The 22963-nt window shown below is 71.4% G+C and carries 18 protein-coding genes; 15 read left to right on the forward strand and 3 right to left on the reverse strand.

Annotated features, from left to right (window positions below; genetic code table 11):
- The first annotated feature begins 160 nt into the window (after positions 1-160).
- The 5 genes from AMK18_RS25920 (at position 161) to AMK18_RS25940 (ending at position 7267) form a co-directional block, all read left to right on the forward strand.
- Complete coding sequence (locus tag AMK18_RS25920; RefSeq protein ID WP_018104588.1) at positions 161-1039, forward strand: MHYT domain-containing protein; 879 nt, start codon at positions 161-163, stop codon at positions 1037-1039.
- A 39-nt stretch (positions 1040-1078) separates the two neighbouring features.
- Positions 1079-3238 carry an excinuclease ABC subunit UvrB gene (uvrB, locus tag AMK18_RS25925; RefSeq protein WP_018104589.1) on the forward strand — a complete coding sequence of 720 codons (2160 nt, stop codon included), beginning with the start codon at positions 1079-1081 and terminating at the stop codon, positions 3236-3238.
- A 138-nt stretch (positions 3239-3376) separates the two neighbouring features.
- Positions 3377-3955 (forward strand): TerD family protein, encoded by a 579-nt coding sequence (locus AMK18_RS25930; RefSeq protein ID WP_026171720.1) that lies wholly within the window; start codon positions 3377-3379, stop codon positions 3953-3955.
- 121 nt (positions 3956-4076) lie between these two features.
- On the forward strand, positions 4077-6017 hold the full coding sequence (locus tag AMK18_RS25935) for a TerD family protein (protein WP_073864688.1): 1941 nt from the start codon (positions 4077-4079) through the stop codon (positions 6015-6017).
- A 266-nt stretch (positions 6018-6283) separates the two neighbouring features.
- On the forward strand, positions 6284-7267 hold the full coding sequence (locus AMK18_RS25940) for a TerC family protein (protein ID WP_018104592.1): 984 nt from the start codon (positions 6284-6286) through the stop codon (positions 7265-7267).
- A gap of 31 nt (positions 7268-7298) precedes the next feature.
- Here AMK18_RS25940 and AMK18_RS25945 read toward each other — a convergent pair whose 3' ends face one another.
- Together AMK18_RS25945 and AMK18_RS25950 are read right to left on the reverse strand one after the other, a co-directional pair.
- Positions 7299-7955: an MBL fold metallo-hydrolase gene (locus AMK18_RS25945; protein ID WP_018104593.1), complete on the reverse strand. Its 657-nt coding sequence runs from the start codon at positions 7953-7955 to the stop codon at positions 7299-7301.
- Between the two features lie 28 nt (positions 7956-7983).
- The gene (locus AMK18_RS25950) at positions 7984-8673 is read right to left on the reverse strand and encodes a maleylpyruvate isomerase family mycothiol-dependent enzyme (RefSeq protein ID WP_073864689.1); all 690 of its coding nucleotides are present in this window, start codon (positions 8671-8673) and stop codon (positions 7984-7986) included.
- Between the two features lie 176 nt (positions 8674-8849).
- Here AMK18_RS25950 and uvrA point away from each other — a divergent pair, with 176 nt between their 5' ends.
- Positions 8850-11882, forward strand: coding sequence for an excinuclease ABC subunit UvrA (gene uvrA / locus AMK18_RS25955; RefSeq protein ID WP_073864690.1), 3033 nt, complete (start codon positions 8850-8852; stop codon positions 11880-11882).
- A 246-nt stretch (positions 11883-12128) separates the two neighbouring features.
- Complete coding sequence (locus AMK18_RS25960; RefSeq protein ID WP_018104596.1) at positions 12129-12557, forward strand: Rieske (2Fe-2S) protein; 429 nt, start codon at positions 12129-12131, stop codon at positions 12555-12557.
- Positions 12558-12574: 17 nt separating this feature from the next.
- On the opposite strand, the gene AMK18_RS25965 is transcribed toward AMK18_RS25960, so the two are convergent.
- Entirely contained in the window at positions 12575-13501 is a 927-nt protein-coding gene (locus tag AMK18_RS25965; RefSeq protein ID WP_073864691.1) for a hypothetical protein, read from the reverse strand.
- Between the two features lie 227 nt (positions 13502-13728).
- Between AMK18_RS25965 and AMK18_RS25970 the strand changes: the two genes are divergently transcribed.
- From AMK18_RS25970 to AMK18_RS26005, 8 genes are all read left to right on the forward strand, one after another.
- A complete protein-coding gene (locus tag AMK18_RS25970; protein ID WP_018104598.1) occupies positions 13729-14385 on the forward strand; it encodes a papain-like cysteine protease family protein in 657 nt (218 codons plus the stop codon).
- A gap of 4 nt (positions 14386-14389) precedes the next feature.
- Positions 14390-15244, forward strand: a complete 855-nt coding sequence (locus AMK18_RS25975) for a hypothetical protein (protein ID WP_073864692.1) — start codon at positions 14390-14392, stop codon at positions 15242-15244.
- A 114-nt stretch (positions 15245-15358) separates the two neighbouring features.
- On the forward strand, positions 15359-17395 hold the full coding sequence (uvrC, locus tag AMK18_RS25980; protein ID WP_018104600.1) for an excinuclease ABC subunit UvrC: 2037 nt from the start codon (positions 15359-15361) through the stop codon (positions 17393-17395).
- On the forward strand, positions 17392-18357 hold the full coding sequence (gene rapZ, locus AMK18_RS25985; RefSeq protein ID WP_073864693.1) for an RNase adapter RapZ: 966 nt from the start codon (positions 17392-17394) through the stop codon (positions 18355-18357). Before uvrC ends, rapZ begins: the two co-directional genes overlap by 4 nt.
- Positions 18354-19388 carry a gluconeogenesis factor YvcK family protein gene (locus AMK18_RS25990; RefSeq protein WP_073864694.1) on the forward strand — a complete coding sequence of 345 codons (1035 nt, stop codon included), beginning with the start codon at positions 18354-18356 and terminating at the stop codon, positions 19386-19388. Before rapZ ends, AMK18_RS25990 begins: the two co-directional genes overlap by 4 nt.
- Positions 19379-20368: a DNA-binding protein WhiA gene (whiA, locus tag AMK18_RS25995; RefSeq protein ID WP_018104603.1), complete on the forward strand. Its 990-nt coding sequence runs from the start codon at positions 19379-19381 to the stop codon at positions 20366-20368. The genes AMK18_RS25990 and whiA overlap by 10 nt, the downstream gene beginning before the upstream one ends.
- Positions 20369-20627: 259 nt before the next feature.
- Complete coding sequence (gap, locus tag AMK18_RS26000) at positions 20628-21638, forward strand: type I glyceraldehyde-3-phosphate dehydrogenase (RefSeq protein WP_018104604.1); 1011 nt, start codon at positions 20628-20630, stop codon at positions 21636-21638.
- Between the two features lie 111 nt (positions 21639-21749).
- On the forward strand, positions 21750-22961 hold the full coding sequence (locus AMK18_RS26005) for a phosphoglycerate kinase (RefSeq protein WP_073864695.1): 1212 nt from the start codon (positions 21750-21752) through the stop codon (positions 22959-22961).
- The last annotated feature ends 2 nt before the right edge of the window (positions 22962-22963 follow it).

The following is a 22963-nucleotide window of genomic DNA, read 5'->3' on the forward strand; positions in this document are numbered from 1 at the left end:
ACAGGCGCAGGATGGCCACTGTGTGAAGGGACCGCGTCACCCGCTGTCGGCCCGGTCGATAAGATGCGGCACTTCTGTTGTGTCTGCCGGGCCCCGCGCCCGGACGACGGGCCCTGGGATCGTCCCGACCCGGGCTTGCTGCTGCGAAGGGCGTACAAGGATGCAGGGCACGATCGACGGCTTCAGCTACGGAGCGGTGACCCCTGCGGCGGCGTTCCTGATGGCGTGCCTCGGTGCGGCGCTGGGCCTGCGCTGCACCACGCGGTCACTGCGTACCGAGCGTTCCTTCCGGGCCGGCTGGCTGGCTCTCGGGGCGACCTCCATAGGTTCGGGCATCTGGACCATGCACTTCATCGCGATGACGGGCTTCTCCGTCGAAGAGGTGCCGATCGGCTACGACAAACCGATCACCTTCGCCAGCCTCGCCGTCGCGATCGTGATGGTCGGCATCGGGATCTTCCTGGTCGGTTACCGGGGCGCCACCCGCATGGCCCTGGTGACGGGAGGCACGATCACCGGGCTCGGTGTGGCCTCCATGCATTACCTCGGCATGGCGGGAATGCGTCTTGATGGGCAGTTCGAGTACGACACGGTGACCGTCGCCCTCTCCGTGGTCATCGCCGTCGTCGCCTCGACCGCCGCGCTGTGGGCCGCCGTCTCCATCCACGGCTTCCTGCCCAGCCTCGGCGCGAGCGTCGTGATGGGCGTCGCCGTGAGCGGCATGCACTACACCGGGATGGCCGCGCTCCGGGTCCATCTGCACCCCGCCGCCTCGACCGCCGCCCACGCCCCCGGCGACAGCGCGGGCTCGCTGCTGGTGCCCCTGCTGCTCGGCCCCGCCTGCTTCCTGCTGCTGGCCGCCGTCGTGGTCATGTTCGACCCGCTGGTGGTCATGGGCACGCCCGACTGGGACGACCCGCGCGCCGCCCGGACCCCCGGCATCCCGGCCCAGCGCCAGGTCCCGCGCTTCGGCACCCACGCCGATCCGGCCTCCTTCCACTCCCGCCCGCGCGACGCCGTGGGGCCCGCGGACCGGTGAACCGGGCCCGTTGTCAGTGGCGGGTCGTACGGTGGTTGCATGCGGCCAGTCTCGAAGATCGAACGTACGGTGGCGCCTTTCGAGGTCATCAGTCCCTATCAGCCCAGCGGCGACCAGCCCACGGCCATCGCCGAGCTGGAGAAGCGCGTCCGCGCAGGTGAGAAGGACGTCGTGCTCCTCGGCGCGACCGGCACCGGTAAATCCGCGACCACCGCGTGGATGATCGAGAAGCTCCAGCGCCCCACGCTGGTCATGGCGCCGAACAAGACGCTCGCCGCCCAGCTGGCCAACGAGTTCCGCGAGCTCCTGCCCAACAACGCCGTCGAGTACTTCGTCTCGTACTACGACTACTACCAGCCCGAGGCGTACGTCCCGCAGTCGGACACCTACATCGAGAAGGACTCCTCGATCAACGAGGAGGTCGAGCGGCTGCGCCACTCCGCGACCAACTCGCTGCTCACTCGGCGCGACGTCGTCGTGGTCGCCTCCGTCTCCTGCATCTACGGCCTCGGTACGCCGCAGGAGTACGTGGACCGCATGGTCCAGCTCAAGGTGGGCGACGAGGTCGACCGCGACGCGCTGCTGCGCCGCTTCGTGGAGATCCAGTACACGCGCAACGACCTGGCCTTCACCCGGGGCACCTTCCGGGTGCGCGGCGACACCATCGAGATCTTCCCGGTCTACGAGGAGCTCGCCGTCCGCATCGAGATGTTCGGCGACGAGATCGAGGCCCTGTCCACGCTGCACCCGCTGACCGGCGAGGTCATCAGCGAGGACCAGTCCCTCCACGTCTTCCCCGCCAGCCACTACGTGGCGGGTCCCGAGCGCATGGAGAAGGCCGTCAGCGGCATCGAGCGGGAGCTGGAGGAGCGCCTGGCCGAGCTGGAGAAGCAGGGCAAGATGCTGGAGGCCCAGCGGCTCCGCATGCGTACGACGTACGACATCGAGATGCTCCGCCAGATCGGCACCTGCTCCGGCGTCGAGAACTACTCGATGCACTTCGACGGCCGTTCCCCCGGCACCGCCCCCAACACCCTCCTCGACTACTTCCCGGAGGACTTCCTCCTGGTGCTGGACGAGTCGCACGTCACGGTCCCGCAGATCGGCGCCATGTACGAGGGCGACGCCTCCCGCAAGCGGACCCTGGTCGACCACGGCTTCCGGCTGCCGTCCGCCCTGGACAACCGCCCGCTGAAGTGGGAGGAATTCCTCCAGCGGATCAACCAGACGGTCTACCTCTCCGCCACCCCGGGCAACTACGAGATGTCCCGTGGCGACGGCTTCGTGGAGCAGATCATCCGCCCGACCGGCCTGGTCGACCCCGAGGTCGTCGTCAAGCCCACCGAGGGCCAGATCGACGACCTGGTGCACGAGATCCGGACGCGCGCCGAGCGCGACGAACGGGTCCTGGTCACCACGCTCACCAAGAAGATGGCGGAGGACCTGACCGACTACTTCCTGGAGCTCGGCATCCAGGTCCGCTACCTCCACAGCGACGTCGACACGCTGCGCCGCATCGAGCTGCTGCGCGAGCTGCGCTCCGGCGAGTACGACGTCCTGGTCGGGATCAACCTCCTGCGCGAGGGCCTGGACCTGCCCGAGGTGTCCCTCGTGGCCATCCTCGACGCCGACAAGCAGGGCTTCCTGCGCTCGGGCACCTCGCTGATCCAGACCATCGGCCGCGCGGCGCGCAACGTCTCGGGCCAGGTCCACATGTACGCGGACAAGGTCACTCCGGCCATGGCGCAGGCCATCGACGAGACCAACCGCCGCCGCGAGAAGCAGATCGCGTACAACACCGAGCGCGGCATCGACCCGCAGCCGCTGCGCAAGAAGATCAACGACATCGTCGCCACCATCGCGCGCGAGGAGATCGACACCGAGCAGCTGCTCGGCACCGGCTACCGCCAGGGCAAGGAGGGCAAGGCACCCGTGCCCGCCCTCGGCAAGCACGCCGTCCCCGGTGACGGCAAGGCGGCGACGGCCGGGAAGTCCGCGAAGGCCGGCAAGGCGGGCAAGGCCGCCGCGGCGGTCACCGACCGCCCGGCGACCGAACTGGCCGGGATCATCGAGGAGATGACGGACCGGATGCGCGCCGCCGCGGCCGACCTCCAGTTCGAGGTCGCCGCCCGGCTGCGCGACGAGGTGGGCGAGCTGAAGAAGGAGCTCCGCCAGATGCGCGAGGCCGGTCTGGCCTGACCGGCCGGGGCGCTTCGGGCGGCATGTTGCAGGACCGACACAAAACGGCCCAGGCCCTCCGCGCGGGTGACACCACTGCGTAGGGTGCTGGGAAACCGCACAAGGACGGTTGCGGGGAATGCGGAGAGGGGACAGCGCGTGACGGTCAATATGACCAAGGGTCAGGCCATCAGCCTGCAGAAGAGCGACGGGGGGACCCTGACCGCGGTACGGATGGGGCTCGGCTGGCAGGCGGCACCGCGCCGCGGTCTGTTCGGCTCGCGCACCCGGGAGATCGACCTGGACGCCTCGGCCGTCCTGTTCGCCGACAAGCAGCCGGTCGACGTCGTGTTCTTCCGGCACCTCACCAGCGACGACGGCTCGGTGCGCCACACCGGGGACAACCTCGTGGGCGGCGCCGGTTCCGGCGGCGACGACGAGGCGATCCTCGTGGACCTCCAGCGGGTGCCGGTCCACATCGACCAGATCGTCTTCACGGTGAACTCCTTCACCGGCCAGACGTTCCAGGAGGTGCAGAACGCCTTCTGCCGCATCGTGGACGAGACCAACGGCCAGGAGCTCGCCCGCTACACGCTGGACGGCGGCGGGCAGTACACCGCGCAGATCATGGCGAAGGTGCACCGGGCGGGCAACGCCTGGAAGATGACCGCCATCGGCACCCCGGCCAACGGCCGCACCTTCCAGGACCTCATGCCGGCGATCCTGCCGCACCTGTAGGACGGCACACCGGACCGCGAGGTCCGCATCGCGGTACGCGCAGCTCCCGGCGGCATCGGCCACCGGGAGCTGCCCGCATACTTCACCAACACCAGCGGTAATACGTCGAGGGGACAGGGCAATGACGGCCGAGCTGGTCCGGGGGCAGAACCACACCTTGCCCCAGACCCGTCTGGAGATCCGGATATCGGCCGGGGCGCCCGTCGTCGCCGGTGCCACGCTCGGTGACGAGCAGGGCAGGGTGGCCGGCGTCGAGTGGATCGCCCACCCCGGATCGCCGCAGCTGCACGGCCTCGAAGTCTCCCGGCAGGCCGCCGCCGACCACCGCCTCGCCGTCGACCTCGACGCCCTGCCCGAAGGGGTCCACCGGGTCACGGTGCTGCTGGCCCTCCCGCTCGGCGCCGGCGGGCCGACCCGGTTCGGCGCCGTCGCCTCGCCCTTCGTCGCGGTCACCGGCCTCGACGGCACCGAGATCGCCACCTTCACGCTGACCGGCCTCGACAGCGAGTCCGCGGTCGCCGCCCTGGAGCTGTACCGCCGCCAGGGCGCCTGGAAGGTCCGCGCGGTCGGCCAGGGGTACGCGGGCGGCCTCGCGGCCATGCTCGCCGACCAGGGCGTGGACCGGGCCGCCGAGCTGGCCGGGACCATCCAGGACGCGGTCGCCCGGGGCCTCGCCCGCTCCGTGGCCCCGCCGCCGCCCCGCACCCCGGAGGGCGACCGGGTCAGGCACGCGCCCACCCCGGCCCCCGCCCCGGGCAACGGGCAGCCGCCCGTCCCGCCGCCCGCGCCGGCCACACCCGCGCAGCCCGAACCGCTGGCGGAGCCGGCCGCCCCGGGCGGCCCGGTCAACTACGCGCACCCGCGCCGCCAGTCCACCGCGCCCCCGCCGCCGCCCCCGGTCGCGCCGCCCGCCCCGCCGGGGCAGCCCGCCCAGCCCGTCGCCGGGGACGCCACCGGCTGGTCCATGGACGAGCGCCTGTACAACCAGGTGTGGGGCATGTTCGAGGACCTGGCCCGCGCCGTCGCCGCCTACCGCAGCGCCGTCGACTTCGCCGAGTCCCGCATGGACCAGGAGCTGGAGCGCACCCTGTCCGACCCGCGCAGCCGCATCGGGGGCGCGGGGGACCGGGCCCGCGAGGAGGCCCGCGCTAAGCGCGACGAGCTGACCTCCCGCGCCCGCGAGTCCCTGGACCGCGACCTCGCCCAGCTCGACGCCGAGTCCGCCGTCGTGGAGCCCGCGCTCCCCGCCCCGTACGCGGGCTGGGACAACCCCGTCTGGCACGGCTACCGGGTGCCGATGGAGATCCCCATGGCGCTGCGCATCGGTGACCTCCACCTCCCGGAGCGCGCCGACCTGCGCATCCCGCTCCTCGTCCGGCTGCCGCTGGAGCGCGGCATGTGGATCGACAGCGGGCGCACCGCCTCCGAGGCCGCCGCGCTGACCGGCCCGGACCAGCTGCGCGGGCTCGCGATGGAGACCGCCGTGCTGCACGCGGCCCGGCTGCTGGCGGTCTACCCGCCGAACGAGTTCACGGTCCACGTCATCGACCCGGCCGGATCGGCCGCCGGGGCGCTCGCCCCGCTGGTCCGCTCCGGGGTGCTGCCCTCGCCGCCCGCCGCCGGGGCGCAGGGCGTCTCCTCGGTCCTCGCCCACCTCACCCGGCGGGTGGACCTGGTGCAGATGGCGATCCGGGCCGGTGCCGCCGACTCGCTGCCGCCGGACCTGGACCCGGCCGAGCAGCTGCTGATCGTCAACGACTTCCCGCACGGCTTCGACGACCGGGCGGTGACCCAGCTGCGCTACCTCGCCGACGAGGGGCCGTCCGTGGGCGTCCACCTGATGATGGTCGCGGACCGGGAGGAGGCGTCCGAGTACGGCCCGATCCTGGACCCGCTGTGGCGTTCGCTGCTGCGGGTCACCCCGGTCGCCGACGACCATCTGGCCGACCCGTGGGTCGGCCACGCGTGGACGTACGAACCGCCCAGGACACCGCCGGGGAGCGCGGTCCTGGACCAGGTGCTGGAGCGGGTCGCGCACGCCCGCCGCACCGGGCACCGCTAAGTCGCCGGGCCCCGTAACGCCTTCGGTAAACCGCCCCTGACCTGCTCTTTTGGAGATCCTTTAGGCTTCCCTTTACCTTTCTTTGGTATTTCCTGTACCGTTCATGGAGCGGAGGGGAGTACTCCCATACGCGGCGTTCCCGTCAGTACGGACTGTGACCGGTCCCGGGGCGCCGGCCCAGGCGCGCAGCCCGCGCGCCCAGGTGGAAGAGACCTCCGGCAGCGACGACGCTGATCAGTAGCCCGTAGCGAACTGCCGGAGGCGCAGTGGACGTTTCATGGACCCTCTGGGCGCTGACCATCTTTGGTCTGTGCGCCCTCATCGCCGTCGACTTCTTCATCGGGCGCAAGCCCCATGACGTGTCGACCAAGGAAGCCGGGATCTGGACGATCGTCTGGATCGTGCTGGCCGCCCTCTTCGGCCTCGGGCTGCTCGTCTTCGGCGAGACCCAGGCATCGGGCGAGTTCTTCGCCGGGTACATCACCGAGAAGTCGCTCAGCGTCGACAACCTCTTCGTCTTCGTGCTGATCATGGCGAAGTTCTCGGTGCCCTCCCACCTCCAGCAGCGGGTGCTGCTGATCGGCGTGCTGATCGCCCTGGTGCTGCGGGCGATCTTCATCGCGGCCGGCGCCGCGGTCATCGCCAACTTCTCGTGGATCTTCTACATCTTCGGCGCGTTCCTGATCTACACCGCCTGGAAGCTCATCCAGGAGGCGCGGGCGGACGACGAGGACGAGGAGTTCGAGGAGAACCGCCTCCTGAAGAGCATCGAGCGCCGCTTCGGCGTCGCCGACCGGTACCACGGCACCAAGCTCTTCATCCGCAACAACGGCAAGCGCGTCATGACCCCGCTGATGGTCGTCATGCTCGCCATCGGCACCACCGACGTGCTGTTCGCGCTGGACTCCATCCCCGCGATCTTCGGCCTCACCCAGGACCCGTACATCGTCTTCACCGCCAACGCCTTCGCCCTGATGGGCCTGCGCCAGCTGTACTTCCTGATCGGCGGTCTGCTGGAGAAGCTGGTCCACCTCAGCTACGGGCTGTCGGTGATCCTCGGCTTCATCGGCATCAAGCTGGTGCTGCACGCCCTGCACGAGTCCGGGGTGCACGTCCCCGAGATCTCCATCCCGGTCTCGCTCGGCGTGATCTGCGGGGTGCTGATCATCACGACGATCACCAGCCTCATGGCCAACAAGAAGAAGGCCGAGGCCGAGGCCCGCGAGGCGAAGACCGGGGACCGCGTCTAGCCCCGGCGACACGGAGACGGACGGTCCCGCCTCACCAGCCCCGGGCGCGCCACTCGGGCAGGTGGGGCCGTTCGTCCCCCAGCGTGGTGTCGCGCCCGTGGCCCGGGTAGACCCAGGTCTCGTCCGGCAGCGGCGCGAAGAGCTTGGTCTCCACGTCGTGCAGCAGACTCGCGAACGCCTCGGGGTCCTTGTGCGTGTTGCCGACGCCGCCGGGGAAGAGGCAGTCCCCGGTGAACAGGTGCGGCGCCCCGTGCGGGTCGTCGTACAGGAGCGAGATCGACCCCGGGGTGTGCCCGGTCAGGTGGCGGGCGGTGAGCGCCACCTCGCCCACCCGGATCGTGTCGCCGTCCTCGACCAGGACCTCCGTCGGCACCTCGATGCCCTCGGCGTCGAACCGCCCCGCGAAGGTGCGCGCCCCGGTCGCGGCGACCACCTCGGCCAGGGCCCGCCAGTGGTCGCGGTGCCGGTGGGTGGTGACGACGGAGAGGATCGAGTCGTCACCGATCAGCCGCAGCAGCGTCCCGGCCTCGTCGGCCGCGTCGATCAGCAGCTGCTCTCCGGTGGCCCGGCAGCGCAGCAGATAGGCGTTGTTGTCCATCGGGCCGACGGCGACCTTCGAGATCATCAGATCCGTCAGCTCGTGCACATCGGCGGGCCCGCCGACCCTGACCGCTCCGCTGTACGTCATGTTCCTCAGCCTATAGCGGGGCAGCGGCCTACAGCGGGGGCAGTGCCGGAAGCGTGCCGCCTTCGACCGTCAGCGCCGAGCCGTCGCGCCGTCCGCTGAGCCAGCCAAGCAGCCCGGGCGCCGTGCCCCGGACCGCGACCGGCCCGCCCTCCGCGCCGCCGCCGGTCGTCCACACCCGCCCGGTGTCGTCGGCCAGTGACGTCGGCACCACCTCCGGATGCCCGGCGAACCGCTCGGCCAGGAAGCCGATCTCCCGCCCGGTGAACTCCTCCGGCAGGTCCTCCAGCTCGTAGCCGACGCCCAGGTCGACGTGGTGCAGCTCCACCTCGCCGCGGCGCCGGAACGGCACGAGGGCCGCCGAGTCCGTCACACCGTTGCGCAGGGTCACCGTGCGCGACCAGTCCGCGGGCTCGGCCGCCGCCTCCACGAAACGGGCCGCGCTCGCCGTCAGGTCGGCCAGTTGCTGCTCCTGGGGCCGGGGGGCGTCCCGCTCGATGTCGCGGTCCCGGGTTTCGCTGTCTGCGTACATCGGCAGGCCGCGGAGAACATTTGCGAGCGCGTCGGCGTTACGGGAGAGGTGCGCGATGACATGACCGCGGCTCCAGCCCGGCAGCCGGGACGGCTCGGACAGCGCCGCGTCGTCCAGTTTTCCGGTGGCTCCGAGCAGCCGATCCGTCGCTTCCCGGAGTGCTGCCAGGTCGTGCGCATGATCAGTCATGGGGCCGAGCCTAGCTGCGGCCACTCGTTCGGGTGAAGGAGTTCTCAGCCGTCCGCAATTCGAATGTGCGTGCTATACGCTCGAAGTCGAAAGCTTCGTACACCGCTGTGGCGCCCCCCATACCCTGGGCCGGGGGCTCAGTTCCCCCATTTCTCTCCAGAAAGGTGCGGACCGGCGTGGCCGACCGTCTCATCGTCCGTGGCGCTCGCGAGCACAACCTCAAGAACGTCTCGCTCGACCTTCCCCGCGACTCCCTCATCGTCTTCACCGGGCTCTCCGGGTCGGGCAAGTCGTCGCTCGCGTTCGACACGATCTTCGCCGAGGGCCAGCGGCGCTACGTGGAGTCGCTCTCCTCGTACGCCCGGCAGTTCCTCGGCCAGATGGACAAGCCGGACGTCGACTTCATCGAGGGCCTGTCGCCCGCCGTCTCCATCGACCAGAAGTCGACCTCGCGCAACCCGCGCTCGACGGTCGGCACCATCACCGAGGTCTACGACTACCTCCGGCTGCTCTTCGCCCGGATCGGCAAGCCGCACTGCCCCGAGTGCCACCGCCCCATCTCGCGCCAGTCGCCGCAGGCCATCGTGGACAAGGTCCTCGGCCTGCCCGAGGGCAGCCGCTTCCAGGTGCTCTCGCCGCTGGTGCGCGAGCGCAAGGGTGAGTTCGTGGACCTGTTCTCGGACCTCCAGACCAAGGGCTACAGCCGTGCCCGGGTGGACGGTGCCACGATCCAGCTCTCCGAGCCGCCCACGCTCAAGAAGCAGGAGAAGCACACCATCGAGGTCGTCATCGACCGCCTCACCGTGAAGGACAGCGCCAAGCGCCGGCTGACGGACTCCGTCGAGACCGCGCTCGGCCTCTCCGGCGGCATGGTCGTGCTCGACTTCGTGGACCTCCCCGAGGACGACCCCGAGCGCGAGCGGATGTACTCGGAGCACCTCTACTGCCCGTACGACGACCTCTCCTTCGAGGAGCTGGAGCCGCGCTCCTTCTCCTTCAACTCCCCGTTCGGCGCCTGCCCCGACTGCACCGGCATCGGTACGCGCATGGAGGTCGACCCGGAGCTGATCGTCCCGGACGAGGAGAAGTCCCTGGACGAGGGCGCCATCCACCCCTGGTCCCACGGCCACACCAAGGAGTACTTCGGCCGCCAGATCAACGCCCTGGCCGAAGCCCTCGGCTTCCGTACGGACATCCCCTGGGCCGGGCTGCCGCAGCGCGCCAAGAAGGCCCTGCTGCACGGCCACAAGATCCAGACCGAGGTCCGCTACCGCAACCGGTACGGGCGCGAGCGCGCCTACACCACCCCGTCCTTCGAGGGCGCCGTCCAGTTCGTCAAGCGGCGGCACTCCGAGGCCGAGAGCGACTCCAGCCGGGAGCGCTTCGAGGGGTACATGCGCGAGGTCCCCTGCCCGACCTGTGAGGGCACCCGGCTCAAGCCGATCGTCCTCGCGGTCACGGTGATGGAGAAGTCCATCGCCGAGGTCTCCGCGATGTCCATCAGCGAGTGCGCCGAATTCCTCGGCCGCCTCAAGCTGAACGCGCGCGACAAGAAGATCGCCGAGCGGGTCCTCAAGGAGGTCAACGAGCGGCTGAAGTTCCTGGTCGACGTCGGCCTGGACTACCTCTCGCTGAACCGCGCCGCAGGCACCCTGTCCGGTGGCGAGGCCCAGCGCATCCGGCTCGCCACGCAGATCGGCTCCGGTCTCGTCGGCGTGCTCTACGTGCTGGACGAGCCCTCCATCGGACTGCACCAGCGCGACAACCACCGGCTGATCGAGACCCTGGTCCGCCTCCGGGACATGGGCAACACGCTCATCGTCGTGGAGCACGACGAGGACACCATCAAGGTCGCCGACTGGGTGGTGGACATCGGCCCCGGCGCCGGTGAGCACGGCGGCAAGGTCGTCCACTCCGGCTCGCTCAAGGAGCTGCTGGCCAACGACAAGTCGGTCACCGGGCAGTACCTGACCGGCAAGCGGTCCATCCCCGTCCCCGACGTGCGGCGGCCCGTGGACCCCTCGCGGCTGCTCACGGTGCACGGCGCCCGGGAGAACAACCTGCGGGACATCGACGTCTCCTTCCCGCTGGGCGTGCTGACCGCCGTCACCGGCGTCTCAGGCTCCGGCAAGTCGACGCTGGTCAACGACATTCTCTACACCCACCTGGCCCGCGAGCTGAACGGCGCCAAGTCGGTGCCCGGCCGGCACACCCGGGTCGACGGGGACGACCTGGTCGACAAGGTGGTGCACGTCGACCAGTCGCCCATCGGCCGTACGCCCCGGTCCAACCCGGCCACGTACACCGGTGTCTTCGACCACGTCCGCAAGCTGTTCGCGGAGACGATGGAGGCCAAGGTCCGCGGCTATCTGCCGGGCCGGTTCTCCTTCAACGTCAAGGGCGGCCGCTGCGAGAACTGCTCGGGCGACGGCACGATCAAGATCGAGATGAACTTCCTGCCCGACGTGTACGTCCCGTGCGAGGTCTGCCACGGTGCGCGCTACAACCGGGAGACCCTGGAGGTCCACTACAAGGGCAAGTCCATCGCCGAGGTGCTGGACATGCCGATCGAGGAGGGCCTGGAGTTCTTCGAGGCCGTCCCCACGATCGCCCGCCATCTGCGCACGCTCAACGAGGTCGGCCTCGGCTACGTGCGGCTCGGCCAGTCCGCGCCGACGCTCTCCGGCGGTGAGGCCCAGCGGGTCAAGCTCGCCAGCGAGCTCCAGAAGCGCTCCACCGGCCGCACGGTCTACGTCCTGGACGAGCCGACCACCGGTCTGCACTTCGAGGACATCTCCAAGCTGATCAAGGTGCTCTCCGGCCTGGTCGACAAGGGGAACTCGGTGATCGTCATCGAGCACAACCTCGACGTCATCAAGACCGCCGACTGGGTCGTGGACATGGGCCCCGAGGGCGGCAGCGGCGGCGGCCTGGTCATCGCCGAGGGCACCCCGGAGTACGTGGCGGGCGCCCCCGCCAGCCATACCGGGAAGTTCCTCCAGGACATCCTGGACGCCGACCGGGTCAGCGAAGCGGCCGTCCCGGCCGCCCGCAAGCCGGCCGGGAAGAAGGCCGTGAAGAAGACGGCCGCCGCGAAGTCGGCCTCGGCCACGAAGACGGCGACGGCGACGGCCAAGGCGTCCGCGGCGAAGAAGACGGCCGCGAAGAAGCCCGCCGCCAAGAAGACGGCCCGGGCCCGCAAGGCCTGACGCCGACGACCCGCCGTACGAGGCGGCGGCCCCCCACGGTGGGGGCCGCCGCCTCGCCGCGTTCCCGGCCGTCCTCGCGCGCCGGCCGCCGCCGCACCGCGTTCCCGGCTCCGACGAGCCACGACCGGCCCCCGCGCGGAGGCGCCCGTCTCCGCCGGTATCGTCGGTTACGTCACCGATGCCGCGGCCGCCCCGGGCAGCTCCGGCACGGTTTCCCGATCTGACCGCCCGACCCGTGGAGACCGCATGTCCGGCCAGCCCGCCGCCCGCCGCACCGTGCTGAAGGGCGCCGCTCTCGCCGGCGTCGCCGGGCTGGGCGCCGCCGCCTGCTCGACCGACTCGAAGCTCGGCCACGCCCAGACGCCGACCCCCACCGCCCCCGTCGAGCTCGGCGCGCCCGACGAGGTCCCCGTCGGCGAGTCCAAGCTCTACCGCGAGCAGCGCGTCGTCGTGACCTGCCCGGCCAAGGGGGAGTTCAAGGCGTTCAGCGCCCAGTGCACCCACGCCGGCTGCCTGCTGGACAAGGTCGAGAAGAACGAGGGCCACTGCCCCTGCCACGGCAGCCGCTTCGACACCACGACCGGCAAGGCCATCCACGGCCCCGCGACCGTGCCGCTGCCCGCCGTCCCGGTCCGCGTCGAGGGCGGAAAGCTGATCGCGGGCCCCGACGCCTGAGTCACCCGGCCCCCGGCCTACTCCCAGTCCCAGTCGATCCCGACCAGCCCCGGCCGCACCCCCTGCTCCACCAGATGCACGGTCCGGTGCCGGCCGGTCAGCGTGAGCTCCGCCCGGGCGCCCCGGGGCGCGCCCGCCGACGCCTGGGCGAAGCTCCGGCACCGTACCGGCAGCGCCTCCTCGGCGAACCCGACCTGGAGCACGTACTGCCCGCCGCCGAAGGTGAAGCCGCGCATGTACTCGCCGCACGGCCCGCCCGTGCCGTCCTCGAAGCCGTAGCCGAAGAGGTACGTGTCGCCCGCCCGCAGCCGGGTGTCGAACAGCAGCTCGGCGACCAGCACCCCCGTCTCCCGGTCCCAGCGGACCCGGCCCGTCCGGCAGTTCTCCCGGGCGCGCACCTCGACCCGCGCCGGATCGCAGCCCGGATCGCCCACGTACACCGCGAGATAGCGGTCGATGCCGTCCCGGTGGGCGCGCACCACATGCTGGGAGGCCCGCTGCTGCATCTGGCGCCCCGGCCCGATCCGTACCCGTTCCTGGTGGCCCACCGTGTGCAGCCCGCCGTCCGCGGGTGACTCCATGTCCGCGAGCAGCCGCTCCACGACCCCGGACGTCTCCACCAGCGAGCGGTAGGTGCGCGCGGGCGGGCGCTCGGTGTCCGGGCGGGGCTCCTCGGTGTCCAGGAGCCCGAGCAGCGAGTTCGGCGGCAGTGCGAGGACCTCCTCCAGGGCCTTCACGGCGCGCAGCGACTCCGGACGCTGCGGGCGGCGGGCGCCCTGCTGCCAGTAACTCAGGCTGGTCACACCGAGCTTGATCCCCCGGTGCGCGAGATGGTGCCGGACCCGCTGGAGCGGCAGGCCGCGCACCGACAGCGCGGTGCGCAGGGCCAGGTGGAACGGGCCGGTGTGCAGCACCTGCGCCAGTTCGGCCTCGGTGTGCCGCATGGGTCCTCCTGGTGAACGTTCACGCCGGCCGGGCAGGGGGCCGCGCCGACGGATGCCGGTCCGCAGGTGGCCGGGGGCGCGCGTTCACACCTCGGCCCCGGACGTTCACACCGCGGTGTTCACCCGCATTCAAGCGTGTTGACCCGTCCCCGACAACGGTTGATGCTCCTCCACAGCGTCCGGACGCGCTCCTCGGAACCCCCACCCCCCGCCCCGGGAGGAACGCCATGCGCAACCCAGGTACCAGGCCGGCCCGGCTGTCGGTGACAGCCGTACTGGCCGCCCTGCTGCTCGCCGTCCCCACGGCGACCGCCACCGCCGCCGACCAGCCCCGCATCGCCGCCGCCACGGCCACCGCCACCGCCCAGGTCCGGACCGCGTCCGCCCCGACGGCCGCCCTCGCCGCCACCAAGCGGCTGAACATCACGATGCAGGCCCAGCAGAAGACCAACTGGTGCTGGGCCGCGTCCGGCAACACCATCGCCACCTGGTACGGCCGCAACTACAGCCAGAACCAGTTCTGCAACGCCGCCTTCAACCGCGCCCAGGGCTACGACTGCCCCAACTCGCAGGCCGCCCTCGACAACGTGCAGAACGCCCTGTACTGGGCGGGCATCAGCCCCGGCTCGTACGTCAGCGGCTGGCTGCGCTACGCCACCGTGCAGAGCGAGATAGCCGCCGGACGCCCGGTCGAGACCCGCATCCAGTGGTCCTCGGGCGGCGGCCACATGCACGTCCTGTACGGCTACGACGACGCCAACAGCCTCGTCTACTGGGGCGACCCGTGGCCCTCCAGCAACCGCTACAACTGGGCCTCGCACTCCTGGTACGTGAACAACAGCGAGTTCTCCTGGACCCACTCGCTCTACCGGATCGGGGCGTGACGCCATGACCACCACCCGTACCCGGAGCGCCCGCCGCCCCCTCGCCGCCGCCCTGGCCGCCGCCGGTGTCCTCGCCGGCACGGCCCTCCTCACCGCCGCCCCGCAGGCGGCCGCCGCCGACGGCCCCCAGGCCGGTCCCGCCGCCCTGGCCGCGGCCCACGAGGCGGCCACCGACGCCACCACCCTGAACACCCTGTCCCGGTTCTTCGCCCGCGAGGGCGCCGTCACCGAGAAGGCCGCCGCACCCCGCATCCAGGGCGAGGCCGTGCCCGTGCGCACCCTGTCCGCCGGGTTCGTCGCGGGCGAGCCGGGCGCCCCCGTCGCCTCCCTCGACTACCTGGCCAGCACCGCCGTCTCCTCGGACGGGCAGAAGGCGTCGCTCTGGACGCTGCCGGAACCCGGCAAGGACGGCGCGATGCGGGTGGTGAACATCGCCACCGGCGACGACGAGGCCCGCTACACCGCGGCCGGCGCCCGCAAGCTGCCCGGCGGCATCGTCTTCCACGAGCCCCAGATCGACGCCTGGTACGTGCAGAAGGGGGACAAGGTCCTCCCGCTCGACCAGGACGCCGTCCGGGCGGTCGGCAAGCAGGGGACGACGCTCTCCGCCTACCGCACCCGGGTCCACGCCGCCTACGCGGACAAGCTCCCCGGATCCGCGTACGCCCGCAAGGGCGAGGCGGGCGGCTACGGGCCCGAGGCGAAGAAGGCGTCCGGCCCCGCCATCGCGGCCTCCACCACCGGGACCGAGACCGCCCTGACCGCGGGCTCCATGGCGGCCGCCGGAGGCGCCGTCGCCGTACTCGCCCTGTGCGGCGTCACCGCCCTGCGCCTCAGGAACCGCCGCCGGACCGGGTGATCCGCCCGGCCCCACGACCCCGCGCTCCGGGGCAGGTGCTCCCCACCCCTGCCCCGGAGCGCGGCGCCATCCGCGCACCCCGCGCTGTCACCGCCCGCAAGTAGGGTGGGGAGCATGGCAGACCCCTCCAGCTACCGCCCCAAGCCGGGACAGATCCCCGACTCCCCGGGGGTCTACAAATTCCGCGACGAACACCGCCGGGTGATCTACGTCGGGAAGGCCAAAAGCCTGCGCCAGCGCCTGGCCAACTACTTCCAGGACCTCTCCGGCCTCCACCCGCGCACGCGCACGATGGTGACCACGGCCGCCTCCGTGGAGTGGACGGTCGTCTCCACCGAGGTCGAGGCGCTTCAGCTGGAGTACTCCTGGATCAAGGAGTTCGACCCCCGGTTCAACGTCAAGTACCGCGACGACAAGAGCTATCCCTACCTGGCGGTCACGCTCAACGAGGAGTTCCCCCGCGTCCAGGTGATGCGCGGCGCCAAGAAGAAGGGCGTGCGCTACTTCGGTCCGTACGGGCACGCCTGGGCGATCCGCGAGACGGTCGACCTGATGCTCCGCGTCTTCCCCGTCCGCACCTGCTCCGCCGGCGTCTTCAAGAACGCCGCGCGGACCGGCCGCCCCTGCCTCCTCGGCTACATCGGCAAGTGCTCGGCCCCCTGCGTCGGCCGCGTCACCCCCGAGGAGCACCGCGAACTGGCGGACGACTTCTGCGACTTCATGGCCGGCCGCACCGGCACGTACATCCGCCGCCTGGAGAAGGACATGATGGCGGCCGCCGAGGAGATGGAGTACGAGCGGGCCGCGCGGCTGCGCGACGACGTCGAGGCACTGAAGCGCGCGATGGAGAAGAGCGCCGTCGTCCTCGCCGACGCCACCGACGCCGACCTCATCGCGGTCGCCGAGGACGAGCTGGAGGCCGCCGTCCAGATCTTCCACGTGCGCGGCGGCCGGGTCCGCGGCCAGCGCGGCTGGGTCACCGACAAGGTGGAGAACGTCGACACCTCCGGCCTCGTGGAGCACGCCCTCCAGCAGCTGTACGGGGAGGAGAGCGGCGACGCCGTCCCCAAGGAGGTCCTGGTCCCGGCCCTGCCCGAGGACCCCGAGGCGGTCTCCCAGTGGCTCGCAGACCGGCGCGGCTCCCAGGTCAGCCTGCGCATCCCGCAGCGCGGCGACAAGAAGGACCTGATGGTCACCGTCCAGCGCAACGCCCAGCAGGCGCTCGGACTGCACAAGACCAAGCGCGCCTCCGACCTCACCACCCGCTCCCGGGCCCTGGAGGAGATCGCCGGGGCCCTGGACCTGGACACCGCCCCGCTGCGCATCGAGTGCTTCGACATCTCGCACCTCCAGGGCGACGACGTCGTCGCGTCCATGGTGGTCTTCGAGGACGGCCTCGCCCGCAAGGGGGAGTACCGCCGCTTCCAGATCAAGGGCTTCGAGGGCCAGGACGACGTCCGCTCGATGCACGAGGTGATCAGCCGCCGCTTCCGCCGCTACCTCCAGGAGAAGGAGCGCACGGGGGAGTGGGAGGAGACCCCGGCGCCCACCGGCCCCGTCCCGGCGGTCCCGGGCGAGGGCCACGAGGACCCCCGGGCCGCCGACGAGTCCCGCGAGGACGACGGCCGCCCCAAGCGGTTCGCGTATCCGCCGCAGCTCCTCGTCGTGGACGGCGGGCAGCCGCAGGTCGCCGCCGCCAAGCGGGCCCTGGACGAGCTCGGCATCGACGACATCGCGGTCTGCGGCCTCGCCAAGCGCCTCGAAGAGGTCTGGCTGCCCGATGACGACGACCCGGTGGTCCTGCCCCGCTCCAGCGAGGGCCTGTATCTCCTCCAGCGCGTCCGCGACGAGGCGCACCGCTTCGCCATCACCTACCAGCGCGCCAAGCGGGCCAAGCGCATCCGCGCCAGCCCGCTGGACGCCGTCCCCGGCCTCGGAGACACCCGGAAACAGGCCCTGATCAAGCATTTCGGCTCCGTCAAGAAGCTGCGGCAGGCGACAATCGAAGAGATCTGCGAGGTTCCCGGGATAGGCCGCAGGACAGCGGAGTCCGTGGCCGTCGCCCTCGCGGCGGCCGCCCCGGCCGCACCCGCCGTGAACACGGCCACAGGAGAGATCATGGAAGAGGACGACGGGGGCAGCACGACATGACCGAGAACGAACATGAACACGGGCACGACCGCACGGACCGAGCAGACGGAGCAGCACACGTGAGTACGGGCACCCCGACCGAGACGGGCGACGCCGCGACGGCCATCCCGGAGCTGGTGATCATCTCCGGCATGTCCGGCGCCGGGCGCAGCACAGCGGCCAAGTGTCTGGAGGACCTCGGCTGGTTCGTCGTGGACAACCTGCCGCCCGCGCTGATCCCCACCATGGTGGAGCTCGGCGCCCGCTCCCAGGGCAACGTCGCCCGGATCGCCGTCGTGGTCGACGTGCGGGGCCGCCGCTTCTTCGACAACCTGCGCGAATCCCTCGCCGACCTGGACGCCAAGGGCGTCACCCGCCGCGTGGTCTTCCTGGAGTCCTCCGACGACGCGCTGGTCCGCCGCTTCGAGTCGGTCCGCCGCCCCCACCCGCTCCAGGGCGACGGCCGCATCGTGGACGGCATCGCCGCCGAGCGCGACCTGCTCCGCGAGCTGCGCGGCGACGCCGACCTGGTGATCGACACCTCCAGCCTCAACGTCCACGAGCTGCGCGCCAAGATGGACGCCCAGTTCGCCGGCGACGAGGAGCCGGAGCTGCGCGCCACGGTGATGTCCTTCGGCTTCAAGTACGGCCTGCCGGTCGACGCCGACCTGGTGGTCGACTGCCGCTTCCTGCCGAACCCGCACTGGGTCCCGGAGCTGCGCCCCTTCACCGGGCTGAACGAGGAGGTGTCGGCGTACGTCTTCGACCAGCCCGGCGCCAAGGAGTTCCTCAACCAGTACACCGAACTGCTCCAGCTCGTCGCCGCGGGCTACCGCCGCGAGGGCAAGCGCTATGTGACCATCGCGGTGGGCTGCACGGGCGGCAAGCACCGCTCGGTGGCCATGTCCGAGAAGCTGGCGGCCCGGCTCGCCACGGAGGGGATCGAGACCGTGCTCGTACACAGGGACATGGGGCGCGAGTGACCAGTCGCAATCTGCGCCTGCGCCGGCTGCGGGGCGCCGCGCCCGCGCTCTCCGTGCGCAAGCGCGGCGCCCAGCCCAAGGTCGTCGCCCTCGGCGGCGGCATGGGCCTGTCGGCCTCCCTCACCGCGCTGCGCCGGATCACCGGCGATCTGACCGCCGTGGTCACCGTCGCCGACGACGGCGGCTCCAGCGGACGGCTGCGTGAGGAGCTGGGCGTCCTGCCCCCGGGTGACCTGCGCAAGGCGCTGGCCGCCCTGTGCGGCGACGACGAGTGGGGCCAGACCTGGGCCCAGGTCATCCAGCACCGCTTCCAGTCCAAGGGCGACCTGCACGAGCACGCGGTCGGCAATCTGCTGATCGTCGCCCTCTGGGAGCAGCTGGGCGACCACGTCCAGGCCCTGGACCTGGTCGGCAAGCTGCTCGGCGCGCACGGCCGGGTGCTGCCCATGTCCGCCGTGCCGCTGGAGCTCCAGGCTCTCGTCAAGGGCCACGACCCGGACCGCCCGGAGGACGTGGACACCGTGCGCGGCCAGGCCACCGTGGCCCTCACCCCGGGCGAGGTGCAGTCCGTGCACCTGGTCCCGGCCGACCCGCCGGCCGTCCCCGAGGCGGTCGCCGCCGTCCGGGACGCGGACTGGGTGGTCCTCGGCCCTGGCTCCTGGTTCTCCTCTGTCATCCCGCACCTGCTCGTCCCCGAACTGCTGGACGCGCTGATCGAGACGAAGGCCCGCAAGGTCCTTTCGTTGAATCTCGCACCGCAACCCGGTGAAACAGATGGCTTCTCACCGCAGCGTCATTTGGAGGTTTTGGGACGACACGCCCCTAAACTCGCCCTGGACGTGGTGCTGGCCGACGAGGCCGCCGTGCCCGACCGCGATTCCCTCGCCGACGCAGCCAAACGGCTCGGCGCCGCGGTCGAGCTGGCGCCCGTGGCCTCACCCGACGGCGTTCCGATCCATGATCCGGAGCTGTTGGCCGCCGCGTACGACCGTATTTTTCGGATGCATGGAAGGATCGGCCCATGGCGATGACGCCGGCGGTGAAGGACGAAGTCTCCCGGCTTCCCGTGACCCGGACCTGCTGCAGGAAGGCAGAGGTCTCGGCGATTCTCCGGTTCGCGGGCGGGCTCCACCTGGTGAGCGGCCGGATCGTGATCGAGGCGGAGCTGGACACCGCGATGGCGGCGCGCCGGCTCAAGCGGGACATCCTGGAGATCTTCGGGCACAGCTCGGAGCTCATCGTGATGGCCCCCGGCGGGCTGCGGCGCGGTTCGCGCTACGTCGTACGGGTGGTGGCGGGCGGCGACCAGCTGGCGCGCCAGACCGGCCTGGTCGACGGCCGGGGCCGCCCCATCCGCGGCCTCCCGCCGCAGGTGGTCTCGGGGGCCACCTGCGACGCCGAGGCCGCCTGGCGCGGGGCGTTCCTGGCGCACGGCTCGCTCACCGAGCCCGGCCGCTCCTCCTCGCTGGAGGTCACCTGCCCCGGCCCGGAGGCCGCGCTCGCCCTGGTCGGCGCCGCCCGCCGGCTCTCCATCGCGGCCAAGGCCCGCGAGGTGCGCGGGGTCGACCGGGTCGTCGTCCGCGACGGCGACGCGATCGGCGCCCTGCTCACCCGGCTCGGCGCCCATGAGTCGGTGCTGGCCTGGGAGGAGCGCCGGATGCGCCGCGAGGTCCGGGCCACGGCGAACCGCCTCGCCAACTTCGACGACGCGAACCTGCGCCGCTCCGCCCGGGCCGCGGTCGCCGCGGGCGCCCGGGTCGGCCGCGCCCTGGAGATCCTGGGCGAGGAGGTCCCGGAGCACCTGGCGGCCGCCGGGCGGCTGCGCATGGAGCACAAGCAGGCGTCGCTGGAGGAGCTGGGCGCCCTCGCCGACCCGCCGCTGACCAAGGACGCGGTCGCGGGCCGCATCCGCCGGCTCCTCGCGATGGCCGACAAGCGGGCCCAGGACCTGGGCATCCCCGGCACGGAATCCACTCTCAGCGAAGAGCTGGCCGACGGTCTGGTCGGCTGAGCCGTACCGGCGGTACGCGCCCCGCGAGGGGAACGGCCCGCCGACTCGCGGCCGTTGACGCTGCGTAATCGCCGCAGAGGGTGCCGTACGGCGCCCGGAGGCCCGTATTCCTACTGGGGAGTACGGGCTTCCCGCGTTCTTACGGCACCGCTCGATGTCACCCCGGCGGCTCCGGAGAGGTAGGGTCGGAGGCGGTCGGGGACATCCCATACAACTCGCCGGCGTCGAAAACCGGCGTACCTAACGAGGAGATCGGTTCGTGACGATCCGCGTAGGCATCAACGGCTTTGGCCGCATCGGTCGTAACTACTTCCGCGCGCTGCTGGAGCAGGGTGCGGACATCGAGATCGTGGCTGTCAACGACCTGGGTGACACCGCGACCACGGCCCACCTGCTGAAGTACGACACCATCCTGGGTCGTCTCAAGGCAGAGGTCAGCCACACCGCCGACACCATCACCGTCGACGGCCACACCATCAAGGTGCTCTCGGAGCGCAACCCGGCCGACATCCCCTGGGGTGAGCTGGGCGTCGACATCGTCATCGAGTCGACCGGCATCTTCACCAAGAAGGCCGACGCCGCGAAGCACATCGCCGGTGGCGCGAAGAAGGTCCTCATCTCGGCTCCGGCCAAGGACGAGGACATCACCATCGTGATGGGCGTCAACCAGGACAAGTACGACGCGGCCAACCACCACGTCATCTCCAACGCGTCCTGCACGACCAACTGTGTCGCCCCGATGGCCAAGGTTCTGGACGAGAACTTCGGCATCGTCAAGGGCCTCATGACGACGGTCCACGCGTACACCAACGACCAGCGCATCCTGGACTTCCCGCACTCGGACCTGCGCCGCGCCCGCGCCGCCGCCGAGAACATCATCCCGACCACGACGGGTGCCGCCAAGGCGACCGCCCTGGTCCTGCCGCAGCTCAAGGGCAAGCTCGACGGCATCGCGATGCGCGTCCCGGTCCCGACCGGCTCGGCCACCGACCTGGTCGTGACCCTCCAGCGCGAGGTCACCAAGGACGAGGTCAACGCCGCGTTCAAGAAGGCCGCCGACGACGGCGACCTGAAGGGCATCCTGTACTACACCGAGGACCCGATCGTGTCCTCGGACATCGTCAGCGACCCGGCGTCCTGCACCTTCGACTCCTCCCTGACGATGGTCCAGGAGGGCAACACGGTGAAGATCCTCGGCTGGTACGACAACGAGTGGGGCTACTCCAACCGTCTCGTGGACCTCACCGTCTTCGTCGGCGGCCAGCTCTGAGCACCGCCGCACCGGCAGGCATCTCGATGTGAGCACGGGGCTCGAACAGCGCGACGCTGCGCTGTTCGAGCCCCCTCGCATGCTCACTCGTCCTCCAAGGAGTCCAGACAGATGAAGACGATCGACGCACTTCTCGCCGAAGGGGTCGCCGGCAAGCGGGTATTCGTCCGCGCCGACCTCAACGTGCCGCTGAGCGGCACCACCATCACCGATGACGGCCGCATCCGCGCCGTCACCCCGACCGTCCGCAAGCTGGCCGAGGCCGGCGCCCGGGTCGTCGTCGCCTCGCACCTGGGCCGCCCCAAGGGCGCCCCGGACCCGGCGTTCTCGCTGGCCCCCGCCGCCACCCGGCTCGGCGAACTGCTCGGCGCCGACGTCGCGTTCGCGACCGACACGGTCGGCGAGTCCGCCCGCGCCACCGTCGCCGCGCTGACCGACGGCCAGGTCGCGGTCATCGAGAACCTCCGCTTCAACCCCGGCGAGACCTCCAAGGACGACGCCGAGCGCGGCGCCTTCGCGGACCAGCTCGCCGAGCTGGCCGACCTGTACGTGGGCGACGGCTTCGGCGCGGTCCACCGCAAGCACGCCTCGGTCTTCGACCTCCCGGCCCGCCTCCCGCACGCGGCCGGCGACCTCATCGCCACCGAGGTCGGCGTCCTGAAGAAGCTCACCGAGGACGTGCAGCGGCCCTACGCCGTCGTGCTCGGCGGCGCCAAGGTCTCCGACAAGCTCGGCGTCATCGACCACCTCCTCGAGCGCGCCGACCGCATCCTCATCGGCGGCGGCATGGCGTACACCTTCCTCAAGGCCCAGGGCCACGAGGTCGGCAGCTCGCTGCTCCAGGAGGACCAGATCCCGGCGGTCCAGGAGTACCTGCGGCGGGCCGAGGCGAAGGGCGTGGAGTTCGTGCTCCCCGTCGACGTCGTCGTCGCGCCCGCCTTCCCGGACCTGAAGACCAAGGCCCCGGCCCACCCGGAGACCGTTGCCGCCGACGCCATGCCGGCCGGACAGATGGGCCTGGACAACGGTCCCGAGACCAACAAGCTCTACGCATCGAAGCTCGCCGACGCGGCCACCGTCTTCTGGAACGGTCCGATGGGCGTCTTCGAGCACCCCGACTTCGCCGAGGGCACCCGGGCCGTCGCCCAGGCCCTCGTCGACTCCTCGGGCTTCAGCGTGGTCGGCGGTGGCGACTCCGCCGCCGCGGTCCGCATCCTGGGCTTCGACGAGAACGCGTTCGGACACATCTCGACCGGTGGCGGCGCCAGCCTCGAATACCTCGAGGGCAAGACGCTTCCCGGCCTCGCCGCTCTGGAGGACTGACC

Source organism: Streptomyces sp. CB01249, assembly GCF_001905735.1.
In the GTDB taxonomy this organism is placed as follows: domain Bacteria; phylum Actinomycetota; class Actinomycetes; order Streptomycetales; family Streptomycetaceae; genus Streptomyces.

Coding starts and splice junctions, on each gene's coding strand:
- AMK18_RS25970 (WP_018104598.1), top strand. CDS start 13,729: ATGCGCAACCCAGGTACCAGGCCGGCCCGGCTGTCGGTGACAGCCGTA.
- AMK18_RS25920 (WP_018104588.1), top strand. CDS start 161: ATGCAGGGCACGATCGACGGCTTCAGCTACGGAGCGGTGACCCCTGCG.
- AMK18_RS25935 (WP_073864688.1), top strand. CDS start 4,077: ATGACGGCCGAGCTGGTCCGGGGGCAGAACCACACCTTGCCCCAGACC.
- AMK18_RS25950 (WP_073864689.1), bottom strand. CDS start 8,673: ATGACTGATCATGCGCACGACCTGGCAGCACTCCGGGAAGCGACGGAT.
- uvrB (WP_018104589.1), top strand. CDS start 1,079: ATGCGGCCAGTCTCGAAGATCGAACGTACGGTGGCGCCTTTCGAGGTC.
- AMK18_RS25965 (WP_073864691.1), bottom strand. CDS start 13,501: ATGCGGCACACCGAGGCCGAACTGGCGCAGGTGCTGCACACCGGCCCG.
- AMK18_RS25960 (WP_018104596.1), top strand. CDS start 12,129: ATGTCCGGCCAGCCCGCCGCCCGCCGCACCGTGCTGAAGGGCGCCGCT.
- AMK18_RS25945 (WP_018104593.1), bottom strand. CDS start 7,955: ATGACGTACAGCGGAGCGGTCAGGGTCGGCGGGCCCGCCGATGTGCAC.
- AMK18_RS25975 (WP_073864692.1), top strand. CDS start 14,390: ATGACCACCACCCGTACCCGGAGCGCCCGCCGCCCCCTCGCCGCCGCC.
- uvrC (WP_018104600.1), top strand. CDS start 15,359: ATGGCAGACCCCTCCAGCTACCGCCCCAAGCCGGGACAGATCCCCGAC.
- rapZ (WP_073864693.1), top strand. CDS start 17,392: ATGACCGAGAACGAACATGAACACGGGCACGACCGCACGGACCGAGCA.
- AMK18_RS26005 (WP_073864695.1), top strand. CDS start 21,750: ATGAAGACGATCGACGCACTTCTCGCCGAAGGGGTCGCCGGCAAGCGG.
- whiA (WP_018104603.1), top strand. CDS start 19,379: ATGGCGATGACGCCGGCGGTGAAGGACGAAGTCTCCCGGCTTCCCGTG.